At 49.4% G+C, this 25,480-nt stretch carries 19 protein-coding genes; 11 read left to right on the forward strand and 8 right to left on the reverse strand.

Going from position 1 to position 25,480, the window contains the following annotated elements; all coding sequences use genetic code 11:
• The first annotated feature begins 132 nt into the window (after positions 1 to 132).
• The 7 genes from IC230_RS04450 (at position 133) to IC230_RS04480 (ending at position 6,815) form a co-directional block, all read left to right on the forward strand.
• Positions 133 to 639, forward strand: a complete 507-nt coding sequence (locus tag IC230_RS04450; protein ID WP_191037742.1) for a (2Fe-2S)-binding protein — start codon at positions 133 to 135, stop codon at positions 637 to 639.
• Positions 636 to 2,855, forward strand: a complete 2,220-nt coding sequence (locus IC230_RS04455) for a molybdopterin cofactor-binding domain-containing protein (protein ID WP_191037743.1) — start codon at positions 636 to 638, stop codon at positions 2,853 to 2,855. Before IC230_RS04450 ends, IC230_RS04455 begins: the two co-directional genes overlap by 4 nt.
• Positions 2,856 to 2,986: 131 nt before the next feature.
• A complete protein-coding gene (locus IC230_RS04460; protein ID WP_191037744.1) occupies positions 2,987 to 4,153 on the forward strand; it encodes an XdhC family protein in 1,167 nt (388 codons plus the stop codon).
• 4 nt (positions 4,154 to 4,157) lie between these two features.
• Entirely contained in the window at positions 4,158 to 4,769 is a 612-nt protein-coding gene (locus tag IC230_RS04465; RefSeq protein WP_191037745.1) for a nucleotidyltransferase family protein, read from the forward strand.
• 97 nt (positions 4,770 to 4,866) lie between these two features.
• Positions 4,867 to 5,280: a Holliday junction resolvase RuvX gene (ruvX, locus tag IC230_RS04470; RefSeq protein WP_191037746.1), complete on the forward strand. Its 414-nt coding sequence runs from the start codon at positions 4,867 to 4,869 to the stop codon at positions 5,278 to 5,280.
• A gap of 77 nt (positions 5,281 to 5,357) precedes the next feature.
• Positions 5,358 to 5,930, forward strand: coding sequence for a peptide deformylase (gene def, locus IC230_RS04475; RefSeq protein ID WP_191037747.1), 573 nt, complete (start codon positions 5,358 to 5,360; stop codon positions 5,928 to 5,930).
• Between the two features lie 99 nt (positions 5,931 to 6,029).
• Positions 6,030 to 6,815 (forward strand): amidohydrolase, encoded by a 786-nt coding sequence (locus tag IC230_RS04480; RefSeq protein WP_191037748.1) that lies wholly within the window; start codon positions 6,030 to 6,032, stop codon positions 6,813 to 6,815.
• Here IC230_RS04480 and IC230_RS04485 read toward each other — a convergent pair.
• On the reverse strand, positions 6,799 to 7,500 hold the full coding sequence (locus IC230_RS04485; protein WP_191037749.1) for an HAD family hydrolase: 702 nt from the start codon (positions 7,498 to 7,500) through the stop codon (positions 6,799 to 6,801). The genes IC230_RS04480 and IC230_RS04485 overlap by 17 nt on opposite strands.
• 167 nt (positions 7,501 to 7,667) lie before the next feature.
• Between IC230_RS04485 and IC230_RS04490 the strand changes: the two genes are divergently transcribed.
• Positions 7,668 to 9,200 (forward strand): DUF4301 family protein, encoded by a 1,533-nt coding sequence (locus IC230_RS04490; protein ID WP_191037750.1) that lies wholly within the window; start codon positions 7,668 to 7,670, stop codon positions 9,198 to 9,200.
• 91 nt (positions 9,201 to 9,291) lie between these two features.
• On the opposite strand, the gene IC230_RS04495 is transcribed toward IC230_RS04490, so the two are convergent.
• The gene (locus IC230_RS04495) at positions 9,292 to 9,753 is read right to left on the reverse strand and encodes an RrF2 family transcriptional regulator (RefSeq protein WP_191037751.1); all 462 of its coding nucleotides are present in this window, start codon (positions 9,751 to 9,753) and stop codon (positions 9,292 to 9,294) included.
• Between the two features lie 491 nt (positions 9,754 to 10,244).
• Here IC230_RS04495 and IC230_RS04500 point away from each other — a divergent pair, with 491 nt between their 5' ends.
• On the forward strand, positions 10,245 to 13,472 hold the full coding sequence (locus tag IC230_RS04500; RefSeq protein WP_191037752.1) for a TonB-dependent receptor: 3,228 nt from the start codon (positions 10,245 to 10,247) through the stop codon (positions 13,470 to 13,472).
• 123 nt (positions 13,473 to 13,595) lie between these two features.
• Here IC230_RS04500 and IC230_RS04505 read toward each other — a convergent pair whose 3' ends face one another.
• The 3 genes from IC230_RS04505 to crcB form a co-directional block, all read right to left on the reverse strand.
• Entirely contained in the window at positions 13,596 to 16,109 is a 2,514-nt protein-coding gene (locus tag IC230_RS04505; protein WP_191037753.1) for a DUF5686 and carboxypeptidase-like regulatory domain-containing protein, read from the reverse strand.
• Between the two features lie 404 nt (positions 16,110 to 16,513).
• Entirely contained in the window at positions 16,514 to 17,938 is a 1,425-nt protein-coding gene (locus IC230_RS04510; RefSeq protein WP_191037754.1) for a M14 family zinc carboxypeptidase, read from the reverse strand.
• A gap of 46 nt (positions 17,939 to 17,984) precedes the next feature.
• A complete protein-coding gene (gene crcB, locus IC230_RS04515) occupies positions 17,985 to 18,374 on the reverse strand; it encodes a fluoride efflux transporter CrcB (RefSeq protein ID WP_191037755.1) in 390 nt (129 codons plus the stop codon).
• 136 nt (positions 18,375 to 18,510) lie between these two features.
• On the opposite strand from crcB, the gene IC230_RS04520 reads away from it, so the two are divergent.
• Positions 18,511 to 19,809: an APC family permease gene (locus tag IC230_RS04520; protein WP_191037756.1), complete on the forward strand. Its 1,299-nt coding sequence runs from the start codon at positions 18,511 to 18,513 to the stop codon at positions 19,807 to 19,809.
• 4 nt (positions 19,810 to 19,813) lie between these two features.
• Entirely contained in the window at positions 19,814 to 20,893 is a 1,080-nt protein-coding gene (locus tag IC230_RS04525) for a GNAT family N-acetyltransferase (protein WP_191037757.1), read from the forward strand.
• A 16-nt stretch (positions 20,894 to 20,909) separates the two neighbouring features.
• Here the strand turns inward: IC230_RS04525 and IC230_RS04530 are convergent, their stop codons facing one another.
• From IC230_RS04530 to msrB, 3 genes are all read right to left on the reverse strand, one after another.
• Complete coding sequence (locus IC230_RS04530; RefSeq protein ID WP_191037758.1) at positions 20,910 to 22,181, reverse strand: D-alanyl-D-alanine carboxypeptidase; 1,272 nt, start codon at positions 22,179 to 22,181, stop codon at positions 20,910 to 20,912.
• 46 nt (positions 22,182 to 22,227) lie between these two features.
• The gene (locus IC230_RS04535; RefSeq protein ID WP_191037759.1) at positions 22,228 to 24,846 is read right to left on the reverse strand and encodes a T9SS type A sorting domain-containing protein; all 2,619 of its coding nucleotides are present in this window, start codon (positions 24,844 to 24,846) and stop codon (positions 22,228 to 22,230) included.
• Between the two features lie 176 nt (positions 24,847 to 25,022).
• Positions 25,023 to 25,430, reverse strand: coding sequence for a peptide-methionine (R)-S-oxide reductase MsrB (gene msrB, locus IC230_RS04540; protein WP_191037760.1), 408 nt, complete (start codon positions 25,428 to 25,430; stop codon positions 25,023 to 25,025).
• Positions 25,431 to 25,480 lie beyond the last annotated feature (50 nt).

Here is a 25,480-nt window from a genome sequence, read left to right on the forward strand (position 1 = left end):
AGGCACGTAGCATATTATATCGCTACAGACACATAACGTATCATCAACTGTGGAATTCGGTGAGTATAAGGAGCTTGAGACTGAAAATTCTCGTTTTATCTGATTAACTTTCGGTACTAAAAACCGCTCACCATGGCTTCGGTAAAATTAACGATTAATAATCAGGCGCATACGCTGGACGTCGATCCGGAAATGCCGCTACTCTGGGCGATCCGCGACGTGGTTGGCCTGACCGGCACTAAATTTGGCTGTGGCATTGCCCAGTGTGGTGCCTGCACCGTGCATTTAGACGGCAACCCAACGCGTTCGTGCAGCATTCCCGTTTCGGCTGTGGTTGGCCAAAAAATAACAACCATCGAAGGCATTTCTAAAAATGCCGATCATCCGGTCCAGAAAGCCTGGGTTGAGCATCAGGTGCCGCAGTGTGGCTATTGCCAGTCGGGACAAATTATGTCGGCGGTCGCGCTGTTGAAGCAAACGCCCAAACCAACCGATGCCGACATCGACACGGCCATGCAGGGTAACATTTGCCGTTGCGGTACGTATAATCGCATTCGGCAGGCTATCCACACGGCGTCTGCCGAAATGGGTTCTTCGCCTAAAATGCCTAAATCCAACCCTAAAATCGGTAAGCGATGAGCCAGAAACCACAAAATCAAACAGGTACGTCTCGTCGGGATTTCCTGAAAGCGGCCAGTCTGACCGGAGCCGTTTTTGCGCTGGGTTTGCCTAAAAGCGAAATCCTGGCTAGTCCCATCCTGAATCTGAGTTCCCAGCCTGGATTGGTGCTACCCGAAACGGCTGAACTCACACCCTATATTCTTATCGAAAAATCGGGCCGGATTACGATCATGAATCCCCGGCCTGAAATCGGTCAGGGAACGTATCAATCCGTTCCCGCTTTGATTGCCGAAGAGCTGGAAGTTTCGTTAGATAAGGTAGTTATCCGGCAAACCGGTGGCGAAACCAAGTTTGGCGGCATGTGGTCGCAGGCGGTGGGCGGTAGCGGTTCCATCCGGGGCGGCTACACGCAGATGCGGAAAGTGGGGGCGTCGGCCCGCGAGATGCTGATCAAAGCCGCCAGCGATCAGTGGAACGTACCGGTTGAGGAATGTTACGCTGAAAACGCAACCGTCGTTCATAAACCGACCGGCAAAAAATTAACCTATGGTCAACTGGCCGAGCCAGCCGCGAAACTTCCCGTTCCGAAAGAGCCGAAACTGAAAGATCCAAAGCAGTTTACGATGCTCGGCAAGTCGATGCCCCGTCCCGACGTACCACTCAAGGTATCGGGTCAGGCTACGTTTGGGATCGATGCCAAAGTGCCGGGTATGGTTTACGCGTCCATTGAGCGCTGCCCGGTTCTGGGCAGTAAATTAGTGAGCTTCGATGCATCTCAGGCATTGAAAGTCAAAGGCGTTCAGAAAGCGGTAAAAATTGAGCGGGTCGTTGGCAAAAATCATTACGAAGGTGTGGCCGTGATCGCCAGTAACTACTGGGCTGCTTTACAGGGCCGTAAAGCGCTCAAAGTCAAATGGGATCACCAGGGGCACGATACGTTCAATTCCGCCGATTTCGAAAAAAGCCTACGCGATTTAGCGAAGTCGGATGGTGTCGTCGGTCATAATGCGGGCGATTTCGACAAAGCGTTTGCGGACTCACCCAATCAGCTTGAAGCGTTCTACGAAACGCCCATCGTAACCCACTCAACGATGGAGCCGATGAATGCCCTGGCGCATTACCAGCCCGGCGTGGATTCGCCTGGAAATAAAGTCGAGCTTTGGGTATCTTCCCAGGGTGGCGATTTGGTTAAAGATGAAGTGGCGAAGGCATTGAAAGTCCCTGCCGACAACGTAGCGGTACACATTCTGTTCAATGGTGGCGGTTTCGGTCGGCGGCTCACGCAGGATTTCGCGACGGAAGCTGCGATGTTATCAAAAACCATTGGCAAACCCGTCAAAGTCATCTGGACACGGGAAGATGATACGTTACTCGGGCCATTCCGCCCCATGACCTTCTCGGCCATGCGCGGAGCTTTGTCGGCTGATGGCAAAGCCGTCGCGTTTCAACATAAGGTCATTTCGCCGTCCATCGACGCGACAATGAACGAGAAATACGACAAAACCAAGCCCGACGGCACGATGCTCGAAGGAACGGGTGAACAGAAATACGAAATCCCAAACCTGAACACGCGCTACGTTAACGCCGACATTCATATTCCGCTAACGTACTGGCGTTCCGTAACGAGTTCGACCGTGGCGTTTGCTCATGAGTGTTTCATTGACGAACTGGCGCACAAAGCGGGTAAAGATCCACTGGCATTCCGGCTGGCTATGCTGGCGAAAGACACCGATGCCAAACGCGTACTGACGAAACTGAAAGAAGTTTCGGGCTGGAACAAATCCCTGCCTGCCGGAAAAGGCCGTGGCATTGCGCAATGGGAATTTTTCGCCGGACTGGCCGCTCAGGTAGTGGAAGTATCGAAGAATACAACCGGGGGTGTAACAATCGACAAGGTTTATTGCGTGATTGATCTGGGCACCGTCGTTAATCCAGATACCGTAAAAGCGCAGGTTGAAGGCGCGATTGCGATGGCGATAACGGCGGCCACTAAGGATGGTATTACGTTCGAGAATGGGCAGGCGAAACAAGCTAATTTCGACGCCAATCGGATGCTACGTATCAACGAGATGCCTCAGGTCGAAGTCCATATTCTGGCCGAAGGCGGACCTACTATAAAAGGAGTCGGTGAGCCGGGTTTACCGCCCCTCGCTCCTGCGCTGGCCAACGCCGTTTTTGCAGCCACAGGCAAGCGAATTCGACGGTTACCGTTTGATTTAGAAAAACTAGCGTAGTCCGGGTACCACGGGTTTTGACCCATTTTTTAGTGAATCTTCAGACGGGTTAAAACCCGTGGTACCTATTAACTGATCATAATTGAACAGATTCTTTTGGCTGTCGTTGTAAGAGTATAGAGTAAGATCAGATGAAAGAAATTAGCCGCATTGTTGAGGTTTTTGAGCAGGTCGATTTCACGCAGCGCAAAGCCGCTCTGGCAACCGTTGTGTGGGTCGAGGGTTCGTCGTATCGTCGGCCGGGCGCACGCATGCTCATCACGGACGATGGTCGCTGGGAAGGGGCCATCAGTGGTGGCTGTCTGGAAGGCGATGCACTACGAAAAGCCCGTCAGGTTATGCTCGATGGTCAGCCTATTGTTGTTACGTATGATACGATGGATGACGGCGCCAACAGTTTCGGCGTGGGACTGGGCTGTAACGGCATTATCGACGTACTGATCGAACCCGTTAATCCCGATAACGAGCAGAATCCGGTTGCCTTACTGAAAGAGTTTACCCAGAAACGTGATGTTCGGGTACTGGCTACGGTCCTCAAAAGTGACAACTTTACGGGTCATACCCCCGGAGATCGGTTTATTCTGGTCGACGCCGACACGGACGCCATACCCAACTGGTTGCAGGACGATATGCAGGACGTATTCGCAACCAGCAAACCATTAACCAAAGCATATACTGTTCAGTCGGGAACCGTTGAGGTCTTTATCGAACGGATTGATCCTGGTATTGAACTGGTCATTTTCGGCGCTGGCTACGACGTTATTCCGGTGGCCAAACTGGCTCGTGAACTCGGCTGGCAGGTGACAGTCACCGACGATTGCATCGCGCATCTCTCGCCAAAACGATTTCCGGTGGCCACCTGCGTATTGTACGCCGACCGCGAGGCCGTTCTTGATAAACTGACCATTACCAGTCGAACAGCGGCTGTATTAATGTCGCACAATTTCAACTACGACCGGGCAGTTTTGCAGGAGCTGATCAAAACAGACGTTCCTTATATCGGTATGCTCGGCCCGCGCAAACGATTCGATAAAATGCAGATCGAGTTCGAAAAAGACGGGCAGTACGTTACCGAAGCGGACTTACTACGTGTTCACGCGCCCATCGGCCTCGATTTGGGTGCCGAAACGCCCGACGAAATTGCGCTGTCGATCATTGCCGAAGTGAAAGCGTTTTTCACGAAAGGCGCGGGTGGTTTCCTGAAAGACAAACCTGGCCCAATCCACGAACGACTTTCTGGGAATGCAGCATTTCATAGTCGTCAAGCCGATGCGGCTGACTTAGATGTCCTCGGATAGACGTATGCCTATTGCCACCATCATTTTAGCCGCGGGAAGTTCGACCCGTTTAGGCGGTACGCCCAAGCAATTACTGACGTATCAAAATGAGACGTTAGTCAGACGTATCGCGAATACAGCTTTATCGCTGGAAGTTGGCCCAGTAATCGCCGTATTGGGAGCTAACGAGAATATGATACGTAGTGAACTGGCTGATTTACCAATCCATATCACGGTAAATCCCGATTGGCAGGAAGGCATGGCTTCCTCTTTACGAATTGGTCTGAACGCCTTGTCCGATGAATCAGTCGACGCTTTTTTGGTTGTTTTAACTGACCAGCCCTACGTAACGTCTGATCTACTGCGGCAATTAATTACCACCCAGGAACAAACGGTCAAAGGTATTGTGGCCTGCCATTACGGCGAAAAAGATAATCTTGGTGTACCGGCCCTATTCGATATTCGCTACAAAGCCCATTTCTTAAACCTATCCGGCGATACGGGTGCCCGCAAATTTATTCAGCAATACCGGAACGACTGCGCTGAGGTTTCCTTTCCATTAGCCAACATCGATTTAGATACGTGGCAGGATGTGGAAAAATGGCAGGGAGCAAGGGGTAAGGAGCTGGGGGCATAGAGTAATTAAATTATACGTCATTTTTATTTCCTTGCGCCTTGCCCCATCCTCCGCGCTCATTGCCCCATCCCCTTAACTTCGTACCTTTGCCGTCGAAATGGCGCGACTTTTAGCAATCGACTATGGCATGAAACGTACTGGCATCGCCGTTACGGACCCGCTGCAATTAATTGCGTCGGCGCTGGAAACGGTGCCTTCGCACGAGGTGCTGAAGTTTTTAAGAGCCTACGTAGTGCGGGAACCCGTCGAAGCGTTCATTGTTGGCCTTCCGAAAGGATTGAACGGCGCCGATACGGATAATACACCCCGCGTTCGGAAGTTCGTAACCCATTTGCAGAACGCTTTACCCGACATTCCGGTTTATTGGCATGACGAACGCTTTACGTCCGTAATGGCCTTACAAGCCATGATTGCGGGCGGAAGCACCAAAAAGGATCGACGCGAGAAAGGTAACATCGACAAAGTCAGTGCGGCCATTATTCTCCAATCGTATATGGAAAGCAAAAAGTAGTGAAGAGTGAGGAATGAAAAGTGAAGAATAATTGCTCTTCACTTTTCATTCCTCACTCTTCACTCTTCACTAAACTTATGATTCTCCCAATTATTGCCTACGGTGACCCGGTTTTGCGGAAGCGGGCCAAAGATATTGAACCCGGTAGCCTCGACGTGAAAAAGTTGAGCGAAAACATGTACGAAACGATGTACGCGGCCTCGGGCGTTGGGTTGGCAGCTCCGCAGATCGGGCAAAGCATCCGAATGTTCATAGTCGATGGTGAACCCCTGAATGAAGATGAGCCGGAAGAAGACATCGACCAAACGCTGATTGGCTTTAAGAAGGTATTCATTAACCCCGAAATTATTGAAGAAGCGGGCGACGACTGGGGTTTTGAAGAAGGCTGTTTAAGTATTCCGGGCATTCGGGGCGAGGTGTTCCGGCCCGAAATCATTGTCATTCGTTACTTCGATACCGACTGGAACGAGCACGAAGAAGAGTACGAAGGGATGGCCGCCCGCATCATCCAGCACGAATATGACCACCTCGACGGTAAGCTCTTCACCGATTACCTACCTTCGCTCCGCCGGACGCTCATTAAGAAAAAGCTATCCGATATCTCGAAAGGTAAGACCGATGCCGAGTATAAAATGAAGTTTCCAAAGTAAAGGAGGAAAGGGAGTAAAAGGAAGAAAGGGACAAAGGATTTAACAGCTTTTCCCTTTCCTCCCTTTCCTCCCTTTCCTCCCTTTCCTCCCCTCCTCTCTATGCATATCACCCTCCTCCAACCCAACTTATATTGGCAGGCTCCTGTGGCGAATCGGGCTATGTTGGAGGAACACCTATTTAACCTGCCAGAACCAACCGATTTAATTGTTCTTCCCGAAATGTTTACGACGGGCTTCACAATGGACGCTCGTGCAGTGGCAGAACCGCTGAACCTCACTACGTTTCGCTGGCTGAAACAGATGGCTTCGCAAACAGGGGCTGTCGTAACGGGTAGCTATGTCGTGCAGGAAGGCGGTACTTATTTCAATCGACTCATCTGGATGCAGCCCGATGGACAGTTTGATACGTATGATAAGCGTCACCTATTCCGTATGGCGGGCGAAGATGGCATTTATACTGCCGGAACAACCCGAATCATCAAAGAGTGGAAAGGCTGGCGTATTTGTCCGCTTATCTGCTACGACCTCCGCTTTCCCGTCTGGAGCCGCAACCGTCAGACCGAATCGCCAGATTTTGCGTACGACCTTCTACTCTACGTAGCGAACTGGCCTGCCGCCCGACGTAACGCCTGGAACGTATTGCTGCAAGGTCGCGCTATTGAGAATCTAAGCTACGTAGTGGGCGTTAACCGCGTTGGAACAGATGGTAATGGACATCCCTATACGGGTGATTCAGCCGTTATCGACTTTAAAGGTGACGTAGTATTCCGGCATTCTGATACGGAGATTGTTCATCAACAGACGATTTCGCTGGATGAATTACGGTCGTTTCGGGAAAAATTTCCGGCGAATCTGGACGCCGACGGATTTACGATCCCTGGTTGACCTTTCCCAGGAGTGCCAGTAGTTCTCGTGCACTTGCCAAAGCCATAAATGATTTACCGACCAGTTGTTCATCCGCTACGTGCTCATGCGCCCACGTAATTGCGTACGGAATGTGTATAGCCCGACCACCAATGTGCACGACGGGTAGTATATCAGATTTTAGCGAGTTACCAATCATCACAAAATCAGCGGGTTGCACACCATATTTTTGCAGAATACGTTGGTAGGCCTGTTCATTTTTTTCGCTGACGATTTCGACGTGTTTGAAATACTGGCCCAGCCCTGAGCGCGCAATTTTACTTTCCTGATCGAAAAGGTCGCCTTTCGTTAGCACCATTAAATCGAAGTCCTTAGACAGCGTCTTAAGCACATCCGGGATACCATCAAGCACCTCAATCGGAAAATCCAGCAATTTTCGTCCCGTGTCGATGATCTGCTGAATCTCGGCTCCTGTTATGGCACCATTGGTCAGTTCGATGGCCGTTTCGATCATAGCGAGGATAAAACTCTTGGCCCCATAACCAAACAACTCAAGGTTACGCATCTGCGTCTCATAAAATCGGCTCGATAGCGTCTCCTGATCGATGTGATGAGAGAGCAGCTCACACAATTTTTGCTTAACATCTACGTAGTTTGGTTCGTTTACCCATAAGGTATCGTCGGCATCGAAGGCGATCAGTTTCATGGTAGGTTAGCCAGCTAGTTTGATCGACAAAAATAAGGTAGGTTGCCCTAACCTTCGCAAGAGACCCAAACTTTGACATAGCATAAACTACCTAAAAATTTGATTTGCGTGAGATTACTGAAATACCCAATTTGCCACTTGTTCCTAACCCTGTTTTTTTTATCCCTATGCAATTTACCGAATACGATCAGGACCAGATTTTAGCGCAGGGCGTGTCCCTCGATCAGATCGACCAACAAATAAATCATTTCGTTCAGGGTTTCCCCTATCTCAATGTCATTAAAGCGGCTACCATTGGCGACGGTATCGTGCGCGTGAATGAAGACCAGATACCCACTTATATTCACCGCTTCGACGAAGCAGCGCACCAGCGCGAACTGGTTAAGTTTGTCCCGGCGTCGGGAGCCGCCACCCGTATGTTTAAATCGCTGTTTGCCGCGCTGGACAGCAAATCCGACAAATCGGTCGATGAGGTATTTGCCCGTCTACAGGATTTTGCCTTTTACGAAGATCTTAAAGCCGCTATGGCTGCCAAAGGACAGGATTTAGAGAAAGCCGTTGCCGAGAACGATCGCAAGACCGTCCTGAAATTTATACTGACCGATGAAGGTTTGGACTACGGCAGTTTGCCCAAAGGCTTACTTAAGTTTCATCGGTACGCTGATGGTCCCCGAACACCCGTTGAAGAGCATTTGATTGAGGGAGCGGCTTACGCTAATTCCGATGGCTTGGTGAAAATTCACTTTACGGTTTCTCCTGAACACCGTAGTCGCTTTGAGAAATTAATTGACGAGCAGAAAGCCGACTACGAAGCCTGGCTTGGCGTTACGTTCGACATTAGTTTTTCGGAACAGAAAAAATCGACGGATACCATTTCGGTCAATCCAGACAATTCGCCTTTCCGAAACGCTGATCGCGACGGTCAACCGGGTTCATTGCTTTTCCGGCCAGCAGGTCACGGTGCGCTGATCGAAAACCTCAACGACATCGACGCCGACATCGTCTTTATTAAAAATATTGACAACGTTGTTCCCGATGAGATCAAGGAACCAACCATTACGTATAAAAAGGTATTAGCTGCGGTTCTGCTCGATGCGCAACAACAGATTGCCAGGTTGCAGGGTTTGCTGGAGGGCAGTGAAGTAAGCGACGGTTACCTTGCCGAAGCCGACGAACTCTTCCGACGGACCCTCTATACGTTACCTCCCGAAGGATTTGACAAGTTGTCGAAAGCAGAGAAACTGGATTACTACCGTCGGAAACTAGATCGGCCTGTGCGTGTGTGCGGCATGGTTAAGAACGTTGGTGAACCGGGCGGTGGACCTTTCTGGGCTAAAAACCAGGATGGCTCCGTATCACTGCAAGTAGTTGAGTCGGCGCAGATCGATCTGACAAACGCTGGCCAAAAAGCCATTTTCGATGAAGCGACGCACTTCAATCCGGTTGATCTGGTTTGTGGGCTGAAAGATAATCATGGCAAAAAATACGACCTCCCCGCTTACCGCGATCCACAAACGGGCTTCATCACGGCCAAGTCGAAAGATGGGAAAGATCTCAAAGCGCAGGAATTACCTGGCTTATGGAACGGTGCAATGGCTGACTGGAATACGATTTTCGTAGAAGTGCCACTCATTACCTTCAACCCGGTTAAAACGGTAAATGATTTGCTGCGAAAGGAACACCAACCCATGGAAGAGTAAGCAATAATCTTAAAAATAAGCGAGGTTGTCGAGTTGGCTAGTACGCCTAAAACCCGACAACCCCGCTTATTTTTAATTCGTTACAAACTCGTTATGCCGTTATTTGATTCACGGAGGCATCTTTTGGGGATTCCAACGTAGCCGGATTCTGAAATGTCAACAACGTAGTGTTTTCGTAAACACTGAGATTCGCATCCCGAACGCGCTCCATAATTGGACGTAGTGCACAGGTTACCTCATCGTTACAGTCGTCGCACTTTACATAAAAATTGAACGAAACGCAGGGCGTAGGGGCGATTGGTCCGTCAATAACCCGTAATACCTGTGCCAGATTAACCCGGGCTGGATCAACACGCAACAGATAACCTCCGCCCTTTCCTTTCTGGCTCTGTAGAATACCATGATTGCGTAATTCAAGCAGAATAGCCTCCAGAAATTTTTTCGGAATATTCTCCCTGGCTGAAATATAAGAGATCAACACGGGGCCTTTTCCGTATTCTTCTGTCAAAACTTTGAGGGCTTTGATGGCATATTTGGCTTTCTTTGAGATCATTGTTACGGGGTTTAAGTGCGTTGGTGTTTATAAATGGTGGTGTTTCTTATTTTTTTATTTTATAACCTTTTAGTAAGCAAATTACTAAGTACTAGACAATCAGCCAAGAGATTAATACACCTACTAGAAAAAGCGTTGACTAATTTTCGGTGGTTAATCGGCCAGGATTTATTTTCGAACGTGGGTAAACTACCTAAAAGTTCATCGACTTAGTCGAGTAATAGACGAATGAGCACCATAGAAGTAACGCAGAGTTGACAAATTCATATGAAATAATCGCAGAATTTTACGGCAGGTTGTCGCCGTTGCTTAGTATCGCCTTCGCTCCAAACCAAAAAGTTAGTAGCAGGTCGATTCAGCAATCCGACTGCTTTGTGGAATAATAAGCTTAACAAAAGCTTAACGTATGCTATCCATTTCATAACATTTGCCTAACAGATGGCGCTCGGATTTCGCCCAATTTTGCACCGAAATCACCTCGCTATCAGCAAATGAAGTTTTTTTCCTCGTTATTTTTCCTGGTATTACTTGTCTTGGCTAATTCGTCTGTTTCTCAGGCCCAAGTAACAACTAGCGGTTTGAGCGGCCATATTATCGATGTAAAGAAAGAAGGCTTACCGGGCGCTACCGTTCAGGCCGTATATACCCCAACCGGTACTAAATACGCAGCCGTTACTGACGGCGATGGACGTTTTCGTATTAATAGCATGAATGCGGGCGGCCCCTATCAGGTAGTTGTTACGTATGTTGGGTACACGACTGAAACGCTATCGGACGTAACGCTGCAATTAGGCGAAACGACAAACCTGAATATTACGCTGAAAGATGCCAGCGCCCAACTGACCGAAGTTGTCGTAAAAGGGAACCGCGAAGGTGAGCGTCAGGGAGCAGGGGTTAGCATTGGCAGCGAATCCATTCGTCGGTTACCAACCATTTCGCGCAGCCTAACCGATATGACCCGTCTGTCGCCCCAGGCGAACAATAACAATTCCTTTGCCGGTACAAACTTTCGCTATAACAACGTAACGGTTGATGGTGCTATCAATAACGATGCCATCGGGTTCAGCCCGTCATTGGGCGGAGCAACCGGTTCTTCAGGTCAACCGGGTTCCAGTACACGTACCAACCCAATTAGTCTGGACGCCATTCAGGATATTCAGGTGGCCGTCGCGCCGTTTGACGTACGACTGGGAAACTTTCTGGGCGGTTCGGTCAATGCCGTAACCCGCAGCGGAACCAACGACGTAACGGGTGCGGTATATGGGTTTGGGCGGAACGCTACGTTAACGGGTTCCTGGAATGGCGCTTCAGATGCAAAAGAAAAATTGCCCAGTACGTTCTATGAATACCAGACGGGCGTTCGGGTGGGGTTTCCGTTGATCAAGAACAAGTTGTTTTTCTTTACGAACGAAGAAATCACGCGCCGACAGGACCCGATTCAGTTTCAGGCCGGGTCGCCAAGTTCGCTGATCAAAGATGCGTCGGTGGCGCAGCAAATCAGTACGTTCGTTAAAGAAAACTATGGCTTTGACGCAGGCGCAACCGGCGACTACTCGATCTATTCGAAGAGCACCAAGTTTTTCAACCGTCTGGACTGGAATATCAGCGACAAACATCAGCTGAGCATTCGGAACAACACGGTTTTTTCGGAAGCCACGAATCTGGAGCGTGATGGAGCCAACTTCCGGTTCGGTAGTATGGACTTTAAGCAAACGAACAACCAAAGCAGTACGGTGGTTGAACTAAAAAGCCAGTTTGGCGGTCGGTCGTCGAACAGCCTGATTGTGGGGTATTCCAGCGTTCATGATTACCGAAATCCGTTGTCGAATAACCTGAATTTTCCTCAGGTTGAAATCGGCTACAACGGCGGTACGATTTTCGTAGGGAATGACCGGGAAGCATCGGTGTTTAACCTGAAACAGAAGACGTTTGAGATCACCGACAATTTCACGTTTTATAAAGGCATTAATACGTTCACAATCGGTACGCACAACGAATTTTACGGGATCGATTACGGGTTTGTGAACTCGCCCAACGGTCGGATTTCGTACCGGACACCGGCCGAATTTCTGGCTAAATTACCCAACCGGGTGCGGGGTTCGTATGCCTTCAATGATACACAGAACAATCTGGATTACCAGTTCAACAATCCCTACGCGCACTTCAACGTCAATTTGCTGAGCGTCTATGCGCAGGATGAAATTCAGATCAGCGACCGTGTTAAACTATCTCCGGGTATTCGCTTCGATTATACGGGTCTACCAACTAAACCGACGCTGAATTCGCAGGTTACGTCTTCGACAGATGATCGCAACTACGGCAATACATATGCTTATACGCCCCTACGCCAGATCACGAACAAATACCTGGATAACGTGCAGATTTCGCCCCGCTTAGGCTTTAACATCGACGTGAAAGGCGACAAAAGCGTTGTGATTCGGGGTGGAACGGGCCTCTTTACCGGTCGGATTCCGTTTGCCTGGTTAGGGTATGCGTTCTATAACGATGGTGTGGGCTATGGCGCATACGACTACAACAACAATGCAACGGCCACCCGAAAATTAGTAGGTGACCCGCTTAATCAAGCTACGGGTGGTGCCATTGGCGTGAATGCGAATCCGGCAAACGGTGGTGTTCGGCGAACGCAGGTCGATTTATTGGACAACAATTTCAAGATGCCACAGATGTTCCGCAGCAACGTAGCGGTGGATTACCTAGTGGGTGGCTACAAACTCACGTTCGAAGCCCTGTATACGAAAGTGATCCATGACCTGAAATTTCAGCAGGTTAACACGAAAGATACGATTCGGTATTACAGCTACGACACGCAACGCCAGCAGCCTATCTACGTAGCGGCCAATGGGACGTCGGGGGCGCAGCGGATTGACAATAACTTCGCCAACGCGTATCTGCTCTCGAACACAAACAAAGGCTACCGATATAGTCTGACGGCCCAGATTCAGCGCAATTTTCCGATGGGATTTGGTTTCTCAACGGCCTATACCTACGGCAAATCGTTTGACATCACCAACGGGATTCGGAACTCGATGGAATCGAACTGGCAGTTGAATCAGTCATTGACGCCCAACGATCCGCAGTTGGGTTACTCGAATTTCGATATTCGCCACCGCATCGTGGGTACGGTTAACTATCGGCAGATCTGGAATCCACGGAATGCAACAACCGTTACGTTGTTTTACTCACTGCAATCAGGAACGCCATTCTCCTGGGGCTATGTTAACTCAACGGTGGATGGAACCGGACAGGCAAACAGTCTGGCTTATATCCCCAAAGATCTAAGCGAAGCCCAGCGCCTATTACCAACCGAAACGCAGGCAGCTGATTTCATGGCTTTCGTTGAGGCTGATTCGTACCTCAAAACGCGTAAAGGTGATTTCACCGAACGTAACGCCGGGCGTACTCCCTGGAATAATACGCTGGACCTGCGCTTCCTGCACGAGTTTAAGCTGAAAGGCCGTCAGTCGATTCAGATCAGCTACGACGTGATCAACTTTCTGAATCTGCTGAATAAGAAACTGGGGTATTCTTACTTCTCGCCCAATACGTTCAACTCAACATCGTCGATTGGCTTGACCCGGGCAACCAACCCCGCTACAGGTGACCCAACTTTTACGTGGGGCCGTCCGGGCGTTCCTTATTCCATTGATCCATTGGCATCACGCTGGCAGATGCAACTCGGCGCCCGATACACATTCTAACCTTGGGTACCACGGATTTTAATCCGTTTTTCGGCCAGTTCCCAAACGGGTTAAAACCCGTGATACCCTTCCAGAATCGCCCGGCTGTTTAGTCGGGCGATTCTGTTTGGAAGTAGCTTGTGATTATAAACTAAACTGAAAAGATGCTTTTACAGCAAACGGCGTTACGTTCGGGTTTTCTCGATACGTTAGTCGATACATCGCTTCAAGTCGTAGGAATTTAAAGACATTTTCAACACCATAACCGACTTCAATGTAGGGCGTTTGCTGCAAGGAGTGAACGAATGGCATGGGTTTTCCAGTAGCATCATGCGTAGCAATTAAACTCCGATTTTCACTGCTTAAATGGCCCCAGAGTACTTTGCCCGTTACGAATGAACGCCATCCCCAACGGCGGATCAGCGGGAGTCGGTTTGTGATCAATCCATCAAATTTATGTTCAACGGCTACCGAGACGTATTGGTCGCTGGCAAACTCCGCGTAGTTCATCAGGTTAAATGCGTTGCGGTTGTAAAACAGGGTTTGATTGCCCAGGTGCATTTCCAGCAGAGGGTAAGGCAAAAGCGATGGACTGAAACCGGCTTTAACCGTGTACTGCGTACGGCCCAATAGCCCCCAACGTAGCGCATGATCCAGTTGAAGTTGCCATTTGTGATACGTACCCAGTTGGTTTCCCTGAAGTGAAGACGTTCCCAGGGTATAGCGTAACGTTATGATCGGAGCGGTTTCGGTCGTACGGCGTCGGATTCGACGACCAGCGGTAACCCGGCGGGCGGGTAGTCGGCCCGGTGCATAACGGGTTTCCAGAAAAAACTCCCGGCTTTCCAGATTCGTGACGGTTACTGGATTTGAAACCTCGCCCGATTGATTTGTAGCGAACGGAAACAACGGACTCATAGTGCGAAGCCGAACCCCAGCCGTTTGAGTGAAATCTGATCCTAAATCGCGTTGGGCGGTTAACGCCGTTTCCCGCTGATAATACGCCTGTCGGTACGCTCCGAACCGGCTGGTGACCCGAAAAAATGAATTATCCGCTATGTCTTCCTGCCGATAGCCCAACCGCTCCAATTCATAGCTGTGCCGTAATGTAATCAGTGTTAATGGCCGGCGGCTCGGAATAAAATTAACTTCCCAACCCGTTTTCCAGACTTTGTCCCGGGTACCATAAGCGCTGTAAGCAGATAATTGCCAGCTACGGCTAAACGCATTGTTTGTTTGAAGTCCCAGCCGTAGTCGATTGCCTTCTATGGGATTGTAGGCCCACATAGAAAAGACCGAACCCGCATCAACGCCCCGGATGAGCGGCAGATTGCCGCCGTTGAGCAAAAATTGCCCAATCTTCGTATACGTCTTTACAATCGGTAAACTCCGGACGGTATCCAATAAGGCTCGTGTCTGCTCAAAGGTTTGCGACGGCTGCGATTGTTCTCGTTTGGCAGGCCAATAATCCGCAGGTGCCTGGTCGCGATCATCGGCCAGTTCTATTTCGGTAGTAAAGAAATCCAGCGATTTTGGTTTTCCGACCAGCGGCTGCCGAACTGATGTCAGGTAATCAACCGTAGCGCCAAACGTGTGTGGAACGATCTCGCCAACCTGAACAGTCAGGTGTGTCGTTTCGGGCAACCAGGCTTTGCTGGAGTCAGATGCCAGTTCATAGGTTTGATCGATGTCGATCTGGCTAACAAAGTTGATGTTCGCCACCGACCCGACACGAGCCTCAATTCGAACCAGGGCGTAGGTGAGCGTATCGATCCACATCCGGCCCCGAAACACCAGATCGCGTTCGTTTTTTGGGTCGAAATCAATGCCATAGCAAGTGTGTTCACCAATCTTGACTGTGTCGGCCAGAAAGTAGGTATAGGCTGTACGCCCGCCGGTGGCCAATGGCGAGATAAATTCTTTTTTGAACAGGCTAATCTGGTTTTTATAAAAATTGAGCGTATTAAAGCCCGCACCTGTAAATTGTGCTACGTAGCTGTCATCAGTGATGCCAACGCTACTGATGTTCGTTTTCAGAATCTGTTCTTTCGTGTGCTGCGGATGCTGCCGGGCGTAGAGATGCGAAACGGTCTCGGACAGGAAAACGGGCAGTTCAGAGGCCGTTTTACCGCCCTGTTTCTGTTCAAGTGCGCGTAAGATGGCCCGTACCGGCTTCCGTTGCCGGAAACGCTCATCGAGTTGATTGACACGAATGGCGAGTTGACTGTATGCTTCATACTCATAGCCGTTCAATTGACTAAAATCATTTTGTTTACGGCGCGCGTGAATATCCCGTAAAATCTGGAAAGCCGGATTTTCGCCTGCGCGGATAACGACTTCATTCAACTGCGTAGCGGCAGGTAGTAAGATTACATCAACTGTTGATCCAGTAACAGCCACCTGTGCCGTCTGATAGCCAAGTGCCGAAATCAGTAACGAATCGGCGGGTTGACGTAGCTGTAGCTGGTAGTGTCCTTCCGCGTCAGCCTGTGTACCGGTCGGTTTTCCTTTAACCGCTACTGAGGCAAACGGAACACTTTGCCCCGTGCTTTGGTCCGTAATTTTACCGGAGATGAGCCCTGAATTAGTGGTTGCTTGCCCAAGGGCAGGCAGCCAGCCAAACAGGACGATAAAGAGAGGAAGTAAATGTAGTTTCATGTTGTTTACTGATCTTCAGTACGACCATTCAGAACCGATTTACCCCTACGTGAGAAATCGTTGTCTGCCCGAACGATCTTATTTTCGCTGTTACATCGTCATATTGACGGAGCAAAACTCTGATGATTAGGCTATTCAGGAAAGCGGTTGAGTCGTGAAACGGGAATATCCAGCCTTTAATGGTTTGAATAGGTGGATGAATTGCAAGCCAGTTTGGCTTATCAGAACGGACTGTTCGGATTTATGGCCCGTAAAAGAAAAAGCCAGCGCAAAGCGCTGGCCTTTCTATGCGACACCAATATGAAGTTGAATAATTGTCGTGGATAAAGAACGTAACAAAACTACCGATCGGCTATTATACGAACGTTACGTCAACATTACCGTTACGTTATGTTTAGTGTGGCTTAGTCAATCACTCCGTTTTGTAAACCATTCGGATTTTCTTCCCAGAAACCATTGACGAACCGGTACCGAACCTGCTTGTCTTTCATGAGCAGGAACGTAGGAATCTGCTCTAACTCAAGCGGGTTGGCTGGTAGAGTGCCTTCATTCAAAAGGTGTACGGGCTGAACGAGGAACGTATCGTTAGGCGCTTTTCGTACCGGAAATGCCAGGATGCCCTCGCGTCGAAGCGCTGGTAGATCCAATTTGGCCAAGTCAGAAACGGAATCAAGCGTGTCGGTATGTTGGTAAACGGGGGTCAGCGTCAGACCGGTTGCGTCGATTTCGTCAATACCGAAAAACGTCGAGAGGTCACCGATGTCTTCGATCTGACTCTTGTAAGAAAACGTTCGGGCCGTATTGTCATTGACCTCATTGCGATTAATGCCCACATCAACAATCACAGGACGTCCTTCGCGTATGACTGTTGCGTTACGGATCAGCACATCGAACAAAGGGCGGCCATTTTCAGGAATCGCCTGATACTGGGCAATTACTTGCTCGGCCGTGTTTTCCTGTTTATACGATCCATCAGCAATTTCTTTCAACGCCGATAGAATCGCCACGAAGTTTAACCGCCGGATTGCCATTTTCTCCGAGTCGCCTTTATAACCGCCCGATTCGATCAGAACCAGCGTTGTTCCCCATTTCTGAATATTATCGCCAAATGCCCGTGGTTCAAACTCATCATCAAAACGCGCGATTTGCCCCGGAATAAACTGCTGCAAGACCCGATTCATGCCCACAATCAGTTGCATCGACCGCTGGCGCACATCGTTGATATTCCGATCTTCGTCATAAGCCGTCGCCAGAAACGAAACCACTGCCTGTTTACCGGTTTTCCCAACACTGTACCGTGGATTCTGATCATGCAGATTGAAACCAACCAGCGGCTTGAGCGTCTGTTGCAGGTTTTTGAGGATAGCGCCTTCTGGTGTTTGCAGACGTAACGCATCCCGATTCATGTCGATGTCCGTTGCGGTTCGACGCTGGAATCGTTCGGCCCCGTCTGGGTTGAGCATCGGCACAAAATAAAGCGTCGTATTCGTCAGAATCGCTTGACGCAACTCGTCAAAACCATCGTTTTTCGCCTGTAAAAACTTAAAAATATCGAATAGAGCCATCGTGGCGGTTGCTTCATCGCCGTGCATCTGGCTCCAGAGCAATACGTTTGTTTGCCCCGTCCCGGCTTTAACCTGGTAAATCGCTCGTTTTTCCAGCGATTCGCCCACCTGGCTAATCGACAACGGTGCGCTTAATGCATTCAGCAGAGGGACAATGTCGTGGTGCTTGAATCGGCGATGCGTCAGGGTTTTCTCCTTAAACGTTTCGTGGGCATCATGTAACTGCCGCGCTACGTCCTGAGCAGACGAAAAAGTTGATATCATTAGGAATAAAGAATTACGACTGGGCGGAGGACAATGACCCTATTGATTAAAGTTTCTGTCCGAGCCACAAACCACTAAAGGAAGCCAATAAACAAATCACTACGTTCAGCACGATATTCAGCAAAGCCGCAACAAGCCGACCGTTTTGCAGCAACACAAGCGTATCGTAGCTGAAACTCGAAAACGTACTCAAGCCCCCGCAGAAACCGACGCCAATCAACAAACGTGCCTCCTCCCCTGCCGACCGGGTTATCACCCACCCAACAACGGCCCCCAACACAAAACTGGCCAGAATATTAACGACCAGAATTGCGTTGGGAAACGGAGTTCCCGCAAGTGTCGCCGGAATCAGTCGCCCGGCAACGTAACGGGCCAGGCTACCTATGCCTCCGCCCACAAACACCAGTACGTAGGGGTTTATCAACAGCGCTCTCATACGGGCAAACTTACGAAAAAACGCCAATGAAGCCGGTTCGCAGGTACGTAAGCCATTCCAACAAGCCCTATTTTTTCCTATCATTGTAGGATTACCATTCCACTGATCTGGCATCCTCACGTTCACCTACCGAATAATGGCCCAAAATCAACTCAAAAAATTGTTAGGTGTCGGCTTTGGCGTGGCCGTAACCATTGGTGGCACCGTTGGCACCGGTATTTTACGAAAACCTGGTCCCATTGCGCAGGAGATTGGTAGCCCTACCCTGATTATTGCCGTCTGGCTGATTGTTGGCGTGTATGCACTGGCCGGAGCCTTATCCGTTATGGAATTAGGAACCATGCTGCCCAAAGCCGGGGGCTGGTACGTATTTGCCCACCGGGCGTTTGGCAACTACGTGGGCTTCGTAATCGGAATCAGTAGCTGGCTGGGTAGCGTATCGGCTATGGCCTTTGGAGCAGCCGTTATGAGCGAATACATTGGGTTGCTTTCTCCAGCACTGGTGTCTTATCAGAAAAGTATGGCCATTGGCATTCTGGTGGCGTTTGTGGCCTTCCACTCCGTTGGGGTTCGGTTAGCGAGTCGCGCGCAGGAGGTGATGAGTGTTCTGAAGGCTGTTGGTTTATTAGTCTTCGTAGCGGTTTGCTTTTTCATTACGCCCGATAAACCCGTAGCGGTCGATACGGTACGTCCGTTGGCCGAAGGAGGTATATGGATCGGAATTTTGGCAGCGCTACAGGCCGTTTTTTATACGTATGATGGCTGGCACACGGCGGCTTATTTTACCGAGGAAGACGTTGATCCCAGCCGCAACCTGCCCCGGTCAATGATTCGGGGAGTACTGCTCATTATTAGCATTTACATACTGGTCAATCTGGCGTTGCTATACGTATTGCCTCTATCAACTCTGGCTAATTCAAAACTCCCGGCGGCCGATGCAGTGCAGCTCTTGTTTGGACCGGGCAGTGCGCAGGTCGTTACGTTCCTGCTGATGATCTCGATTATGGGGATCATCAACGCGCAGATCATGTTTAATCCGCGGGTTATTTTCGCCATGGGTCGCGACGGCCTGTTTTTTCCGTTTGTCACACACATTAACGCAGGCGGTACACCCATCAATGCGACGATTCTGACGGCTTCAGCCTCTATACTGATGATTTTGACCAATACGTACAGCAAACTTTCCGACATTGCGACGTTCTTCTTCGTGCTCTGTTACGCATCCTGCTTTGCGGCTTTGATCCGGTTGCGACAAACCGAACCCGAACTTCCTCGACCTGTTCTGGCCTGGGGCTACCCATTTTCAACCTGGACCCTGCTTATTGCGTCGCTGGCTTTTTTACTAGGCGTCGTTATCGGTGATTTTTCGAGCAGTATGTACGCCATCGCCTTTATTGCCGTGAGTTATCCGATTTATCGGCTGATCAAACGCTGAGTTTATGAACGGATTAATTAGCGACAATCAACCGAAGGAAGCCTTGATCTACCAGCAGCAATCTGTTCGTATCGTCGTAAAAAAAATGGCCGATGCAGCCGCGATAGACTTGTTGAAACGTACCGTCTACGGAACCAACGGTATCCAGTATCAGCATACAGGACATGAGGCTAAGATTCACCAGCTCGCCAATCCATTCTTCTTTCATCTATTCAGTAACAAAGAGCTTATCGGCATTTACTGCCTGGATGAACGGAAAATCAACGTATCAGGCGATTCAATCATCAGTGGATTTTACGGACGTTATCTGTCGATTACCGAAACGCAGCAAGGAAAAGGCTACGGCCGTTTGTTAAAAGTTGAAGCCGTCCGGTACGTAGAAACCCACGTCGCTACGTCCTGCATTTTTTATTCCTACATCGAAGAAAAGAACGCACGATCATTACGTATATCCGAACGAGAAGGCTTTACGTCGATCACTACGTTAAGAACGTTTGTTTTCCGGCGTTACTCACCCAAACTAGATTCGCGATTCACCCGCTTGCCGAATTCGGATAAAGCAACTTTGCTGACGAAACTTAGGCGTTTTTATGAAACGTACAGCCTCACGACGTTCGCTTACATCAGCTACCAGAACAACTATTTTGTCTTGAAAGAAGGAGATGAAATTATTGCCGGTGTACAGGCGAATCCAGTTTGCTGGAAATTTTCAGCGATGCCAGGCTTGAGTGGCTGGGTCATGATGAACATGCTGCCCCTTTCTTCGGTAACCCGTCGCTTTTTCGATCCGGCCAACTATCAGTTTGTGACTCTGGAAGGCATCTATCTGAAAGAAGGTCGCGAGGACGTTTTTTCTGTGCTTTTAGAAAGTGTTTTGGCCCACGTCAACTGCCATTCAGCGCTTCTGCAAATCGATACAAAAGATCCTCTCAACAAATTACTGACCGATTCTAAAAGAATGGGGCCGCTCAGTGGCTTTCAGAAGAATATCACGACTCACGTCATGGTCAAAACGAGTTCCGATGAACCAGTCTTGATTAATCCAGACGCCCCTGTCTACGTATCTTCGTTTGATTTTTCTTAATCCGGGTAACGATCCACTAAAACCGTTCATGGATTTCTTTTAATAATTCTGCCGTTCGCTGGCGCATCTGGCTGACAGGTTGCGTGAAATTATTATGCATGATGCTGAAATAAAGGATTTTACCCCTCTGCGTCAGTACGTAACCGCTCAGATTATACACGCCAGTCATCGAACCCGATTTGGCAAATACGTACGGCTTACCATTCATAGCTATACTACGTAACGTACCGGATTGGCCAGCAGCTGGCAAGAGCGCAAACAGTCGTTGCTGGGGTACTTTGGCATAAATTCGGCTTACCAGATCAATCAATACGTTCGGCGTAAAAGCATTGTAGCGCGATAATCCGGAACCGTCTACCCATCTGGCCGAAGTCGCCGGATAATGCAATACGCTGTCTATGATTTTACTACGTTCGGCATTCGGTTCGAGCTGAGATTTGTTCCGTTCGGCTGAAATCATGAACGCAATCTGCTCCGCAAACTGATTGTCGCTGACGTAAAGCATACGCTTGTACAGGGAATCGGTTGGTGAGCCACGTAGCAATCGGGTATTATTCGTCATCGGTATGTTCAGCACACGGACTGGCTGGTGAAGCGTATCCGCTAACAGCTGAGCGGCCAAGTCAGCTGACCACCGAAACGGTACGTCCTGCCTAACGGGTTTTCCATCGGCGGACTGCGTAAACTGATTACCAAACTCAGACCGGTGTATTCCAACAGGCACTTTCGGGTCAGAAGAAACACGAACGCTGTCAACGAATCGACGGGGGCTTTTCTTCCCATTTCGAAAACGCACGACATTGCCATAAATCGGTAGGGAAGCTAACTCAGCTGAATAATCGTCGTTGTAATCATCCCAGGCCCAACCAGGCCCAAAACGGGGTCCATCGTAGTTCGCGGCTGAAAAAAACAACTGCTCCGGCCGACTCCGTAAGAAGGTCAGCGCCGTTGTATCCAGTAAATCAGGATGAAGCAGGAGCGGATTGCCGACACCCCAGAAAATCAGCGAATCGTTACGACTGACATACCGAAGTGCGGGTAGTGAGTCAGGCAGAACTAACAGACCGGCATAGAAACTAAATAATTTGGTATTCGAAGCGGGGGTAAACGGCTTGTCGGCATTGTGCTGAATCAACGCTTTTTTTCGGACAGGATCGTACAGGGCAACGCCCGTAAAATGATCGGTGTAAATTGGTCTGGTCTGTAGATCGCGGCTCAGTTTCCGGGCAGGCGAACAGCCAATCAATAAACCAGCAATAAACAGGGTGCTGATAAACAGTTTATTCATACACTGCAAATTAACTTTCTCGTAGTGCGGACCGCCCGCATCACGGCTACCGAGCGATAACGATTTTTTTTGTTACTACGGTGCCGTCAACGGTAAGCTGCACAAAATACAATCCGGCGGCCAGAGACTGGAGATCGATCTGCTCATTAATTTTTGTACCAACGACTTTCAGTTTCGTCTGATGATACGTCTGCCCGGTCGGTCCAACAATGCGGATATGCGCTTCGGTAACGGATTTCACTACGTTTGCTTCTAACCGTAACAACGTATTACCAACCGGATTCGGTGAAATAGATAGCTGACCGATTGCAGTCGGCTCATTAGCCAGTACCAACTGAGCAGGGGCCTGAATGCGTAGATTATCAATTGCCCAGCCCCAGCCATAGGCCAGTTGATCAGCTAGTAATCGAAAGCGAATCAGAATTTGGTCGCCTGCTTTAAAAGCGCCCCCCGGTTTTAAAATTGGAACATCGCGGTGTCGGAAATAAGCCGGGACAGGTACGGCTGCTGAGTTTTGCTCACGATACAGTCCATTGGTTAAATTACTTTGATAAAGCGTCTGCCAGTCGCTTAGGTCGTTCGAATTATATCCGTCGCGAATGGGGAGCCAGGTACGACCGTTATCTTTTGACCCTTCGATGATGACGTAATCATAAAAATTCGCATCCCCGAACTTGCTTCCAGGCGCTCCCGGCTCGACCAGCACAATCTCATCGTAACGAATCATCGCACTGTCCGGATTTGTACGAACGCGAATGGGAGCTAATAGTGTGTAGTCAAAATTGGCCTGAAACCGAAAGTCTGTCCCATTTCGGTACGGGTGCTCCGAATGAATGGCCGGATCGCCGAAATGATCTGGCGTACTAATGCCAAATCCGTATCCGACGAAATCATTAGCCGCGGTGGCGTCATTGAACGAATTGGTATACTGCTCACGAACAGGCGGTTGGGAAACCACGACAAGTTGATGAAACCCCGTAGACGGGTTAACCGTTTGGTTCCTCGCCTTCGAGCCGTCCTGCGCCACGATCCGATAGGTTATTTTATCCCCAACTTTCAGCGAGTTAGCCGGGAAAGGAATTCGATTCACAAATACACTGTCGTATAGAGCATTGCCGATGGCTTGCCAGGTATACTTTAGCAGTACAGCAGGCTGGGTAATACCGTTAATCTGATAATCAACGTAAGCCGTCGAAATACCCGTTGCGTCGTCGGCAATACGGGCATAGATGGGTAACGTATCAGCCTCAGTTGTTAAAAAAATAGCGCTCTTCGACGGACTGAACAGAATAGCGGGCGCAACCTTGTCAGGACCAATCCAGACCCGATGCCAGGTTTGCGCCCCCGCCTTCAATCGGCCCGGATTCGAGAACGTACGACCAGAGGCATCCTGCGCCTGAAAATAGTACCAGATTTCACCCTGCGCCTGAGCAGCCGGAAGCGTGAACTGGTATTCGTCTGTAGTACCCACCCGTGTGAGCGCAACGCTTGTTGCCACTGTATCGGTTTCGGTAGGTTTGGTTTTGCGATAAACTAATTTAGGCGATCCGGTAAGCAGGGTGGTATCACTGATGATGCGCGTACTGAAAACAAAGTCTTTTACGTCTTCGTCAATGATCGGAGGAGTATGCAGCACAGACGTCGTTCTCCATTCCAGGTCGGAAAAGAAATTCAGTACGAGCGGGCCGGGTGAATGGATCGCTTCGCTCCGGTTCAGATGCGCCCGCATCAGCGAGTTGACGGAACCCGGCGGATACGTAGTGTCGTCCAGATGATAAAGGCTGTACGTTAGATTAAATTTAAATGGGGCATATACTTTAATCCGCTGACCTGTTGTCTGTTTCAAAACGGGACCATTCAGATACAGTCGTTCGCCTGCCAGCTGATACTTCAGCGGGTCCGAATAATTCGGAAAATCGTTTGAGGCTACCAACCGTCTGCCGTCCTCGGATTCAAGAAAATAATCGTAGATCGAGGGAAAGGCTTCTTTGTTAACCCCCTGATCATCTACAAAATCATAGAAGCCAATAAAACCCAGCCCATGCGCCAGTTCATGCAGGGCTACCGTCACCAAATCCATCTGGTCTTTGAGCAGTTTCCCGTCCGTGCCGTAGTACCAGTCGTTGTTTCGGTTAAAATCAGCGACGATATCTGCTTCGTTATCGTTGTTCAGGGGGCGCCGGGCAATTTTTTCGGCTAAGGCAACCGGATAAAAAGCCTGGATTTTCTGCCCTCCATCGAAATTGTATCGGTATGAAGCGGGCCCGGCCGATCCCAGCATATTCGGCTCCATCGACACCCAATTGGCCTGAATACGTATCGGAACCGACGAGGTAATCAGTGACGCCCAAATATCGACGGCGTATTGAAAGGCTCGTCGTGCTTCGGCCGTGAAGTTGGTATACGTAACGATAAACTGCGCTTTCGGAGCCGCCAACCGACCATTCGCGCTACGTTGCCGCAGAAAAACATCGGGGGCCGGTACGTGTGTAAACGCATTGGAATCGGCTTTGTAATACTTGATCTTTGAGCCGGGTATTGACCAGTTTCGTGGATACTGAACCGACGTATTGTCCGTCACTAAGCCTGGTTTCTGAGCAAGCAATGGATTTGCGGATAACAGTCCAGCGACGAAACATACCTTCAATACATGCCAATAGTTCATATCATACTCTCCTATTCCACGCAGCCAGGGTGTTCGTAATGATAATAAAACCCAGCCTTCGAAACCTCTGTTGCCTAAAAATAGCGCAAACAAGCGGACTAGTTGATAGAACCGAAGCAATCCTTGTCGCTACGTATCTACAAACTGTCCGCTTGCCCGAAATTTCTTATAAAAAATTACTTAGAATCTACGGTTCGCTTCAGCACCAGCGCAACGGAATTCAGGCAATAACGTAGCCCATTCGGCGCAGGGCCATCGTTGAAAACATGACCCAGGTGAGCATCACAGATATTGCAGAGCACCTCAATTCGGTACATGCCGTAGCTGTAATCTTTCTCCAAGCGAACGCGCTCTTCCTCAATGGGTTCGGTGAAGCTCGGCCAGCCGGTTCCTGATTCAAATTTGTTTGTTGACTCGAATAACTCCGTACCACAGCAAACGCAGGCATAAATTCCGGGATCATGGGCTTCACAGTATTCGCCCGTAAAGGCTCGTTCAGTACCTTTTTCACGCGTTACCCGGTATTGGTCCGGCGTTAGAATTTTCCGCCACTCTTCGTCAGATTTAATAACTTTTTGAATCATAACTGTTCGTATTAATGGTTGAGTACACTATAAACGCAAAACCGATAAGC

The organism is Spirosoma validum (assembly GCF_014699035.1).
GTDB lineage: Bacteria > Bacteroidota > Bacteroidia > Cytophagales > Spirosomataceae > Spirosoma > Spirosoma validum.

What these genes read in the sequence shown, in the direction of transcription:
- IC230_RS04450 (WP_191037742.1), top strand. Translation starts at nt 133, where the DNA reads ATGGCTTCGGTAAAATTAACGATTAATAATCAGGCGCATACGCTGGAC.
- IC230_RS04455 (WP_191037743.1), top strand. Translation starts at nt 636, where the DNA reads ATGAGCCAGAAACCACAAAATCAAACAGGTACGTCTCGTCGGGATTTC.
- IC230_RS04460 (WP_191037744.1), top strand. Translation starts at nt 2,987, where the DNA reads ATGAAAGAAATTAGCCGCATTGTTGAGGTTTTTGAGCAGGTCGATTTC.
- IC230_RS04465 (WP_191037745.1), top strand. Translation starts at nt 4,158, where the DNA reads ATGCCTATTGCCACCATCATTTTAGCCGCGGGAAGTTCGACCCGTTTA.
- ruvX (WP_191037746.1), top strand. Translation starts at nt 4,867, where the DNA reads ATGGCGCGACTTTTAGCAATCGACTATGGCATGAAACGTACTGGCATC.
- def (WP_191037747.1), top strand. Translation starts at nt 5,358, where the DNA reads ATGATTCTCCCAATTATTGCCTACGGTGACCCGGTTTTGCGGAAGCGG.
- IC230_RS04480 (WP_191037748.1), top strand. Translation starts at nt 6,030, where the DNA reads ATGCATATCACCCTCCTCCAACCCAACTTATATTGGCAGGCTCCTGTG.
- IC230_RS04485 (WP_191037749.1), bottom strand. Translation starts at nt 7,500, where the DNA reads ATGAAACTGATCGCCTTCGATGCCGACGATACCTTATGGGTAAACGAA.
- IC230_RS04490 (WP_191037750.1), top strand. Translation starts at nt 7,668, where the DNA reads ATGCAATTTACCGAATACGATCAGGACCAGATTTTAGCGCAGGGCGTG.
- IC230_RS04495 (WP_191037751.1), bottom strand. Translation starts at nt 9,753, where the DNA reads ATGATCTCAAAGAAAGCCAAATATGCCATCAAAGCCCTCAAAGTTTTG.
- IC230_RS04500 (WP_191037752.1), top strand. Translation starts at nt 10,245, where the DNA reads ATGAAGTTTTTTTCCTCGTTATTTTTCCTGGTATTACTTGTCTTGGCT.
- IC230_RS04505 (WP_191037753.1), bottom strand. Translation starts at nt 16,109, where the DNA reads ATGAAACTACATTTACTTCCTCTCTTTATCGTCCTGTTTGGCTGGCTG.
- IC230_RS04510 (WP_191037754.1), bottom strand. Translation starts at nt 17,938, where the DNA reads ATGATATCAACTTTTTCGTCTGCTCAGGACGTAGCGCGGCAGTTACAT.
- crcB (WP_191037755.1), bottom strand. Translation starts at nt 18,374, where the DNA reads ATGAGAGCGCTGTTGATAAACCCCTACGTACTGGTGTTTGTGGGCGGA.
- IC230_RS04520 (WP_191037756.1), top strand. Translation starts at nt 18,511, where the DNA reads ATGGCCCAAAATCAACTCAAAAAATTGTTAGGTGTCGGCTTTGGCGTG.
- IC230_RS04525 (WP_191037757.1), top strand. Translation starts at nt 19,814, where the DNA reads ATGAACGGATTAATTAGCGACAATCAACCGAAGGAAGCCTTGATCTAC.
- IC230_RS04530 (WP_191037758.1), bottom strand. Translation starts at nt 22,181, where the DNA reads ATGAATAAACTGTTTATCAGCACCCTGTTTATTGCTGGTTTATTGATT.
- IC230_RS04535 (WP_191037759.1), bottom strand. Translation starts at nt 24,846, where the DNA reads ATGAACTATTGGCATGTATTGAAGGTATGTTTCGTCGCTGGACTGTTA.
- msrB (WP_191037760.1), bottom strand. Translation starts at nt 25,430, where the DNA reads ATGATTCAAAAAGTTATTAAATCTGACGAAGAGTGGCGGAAAATTCTA.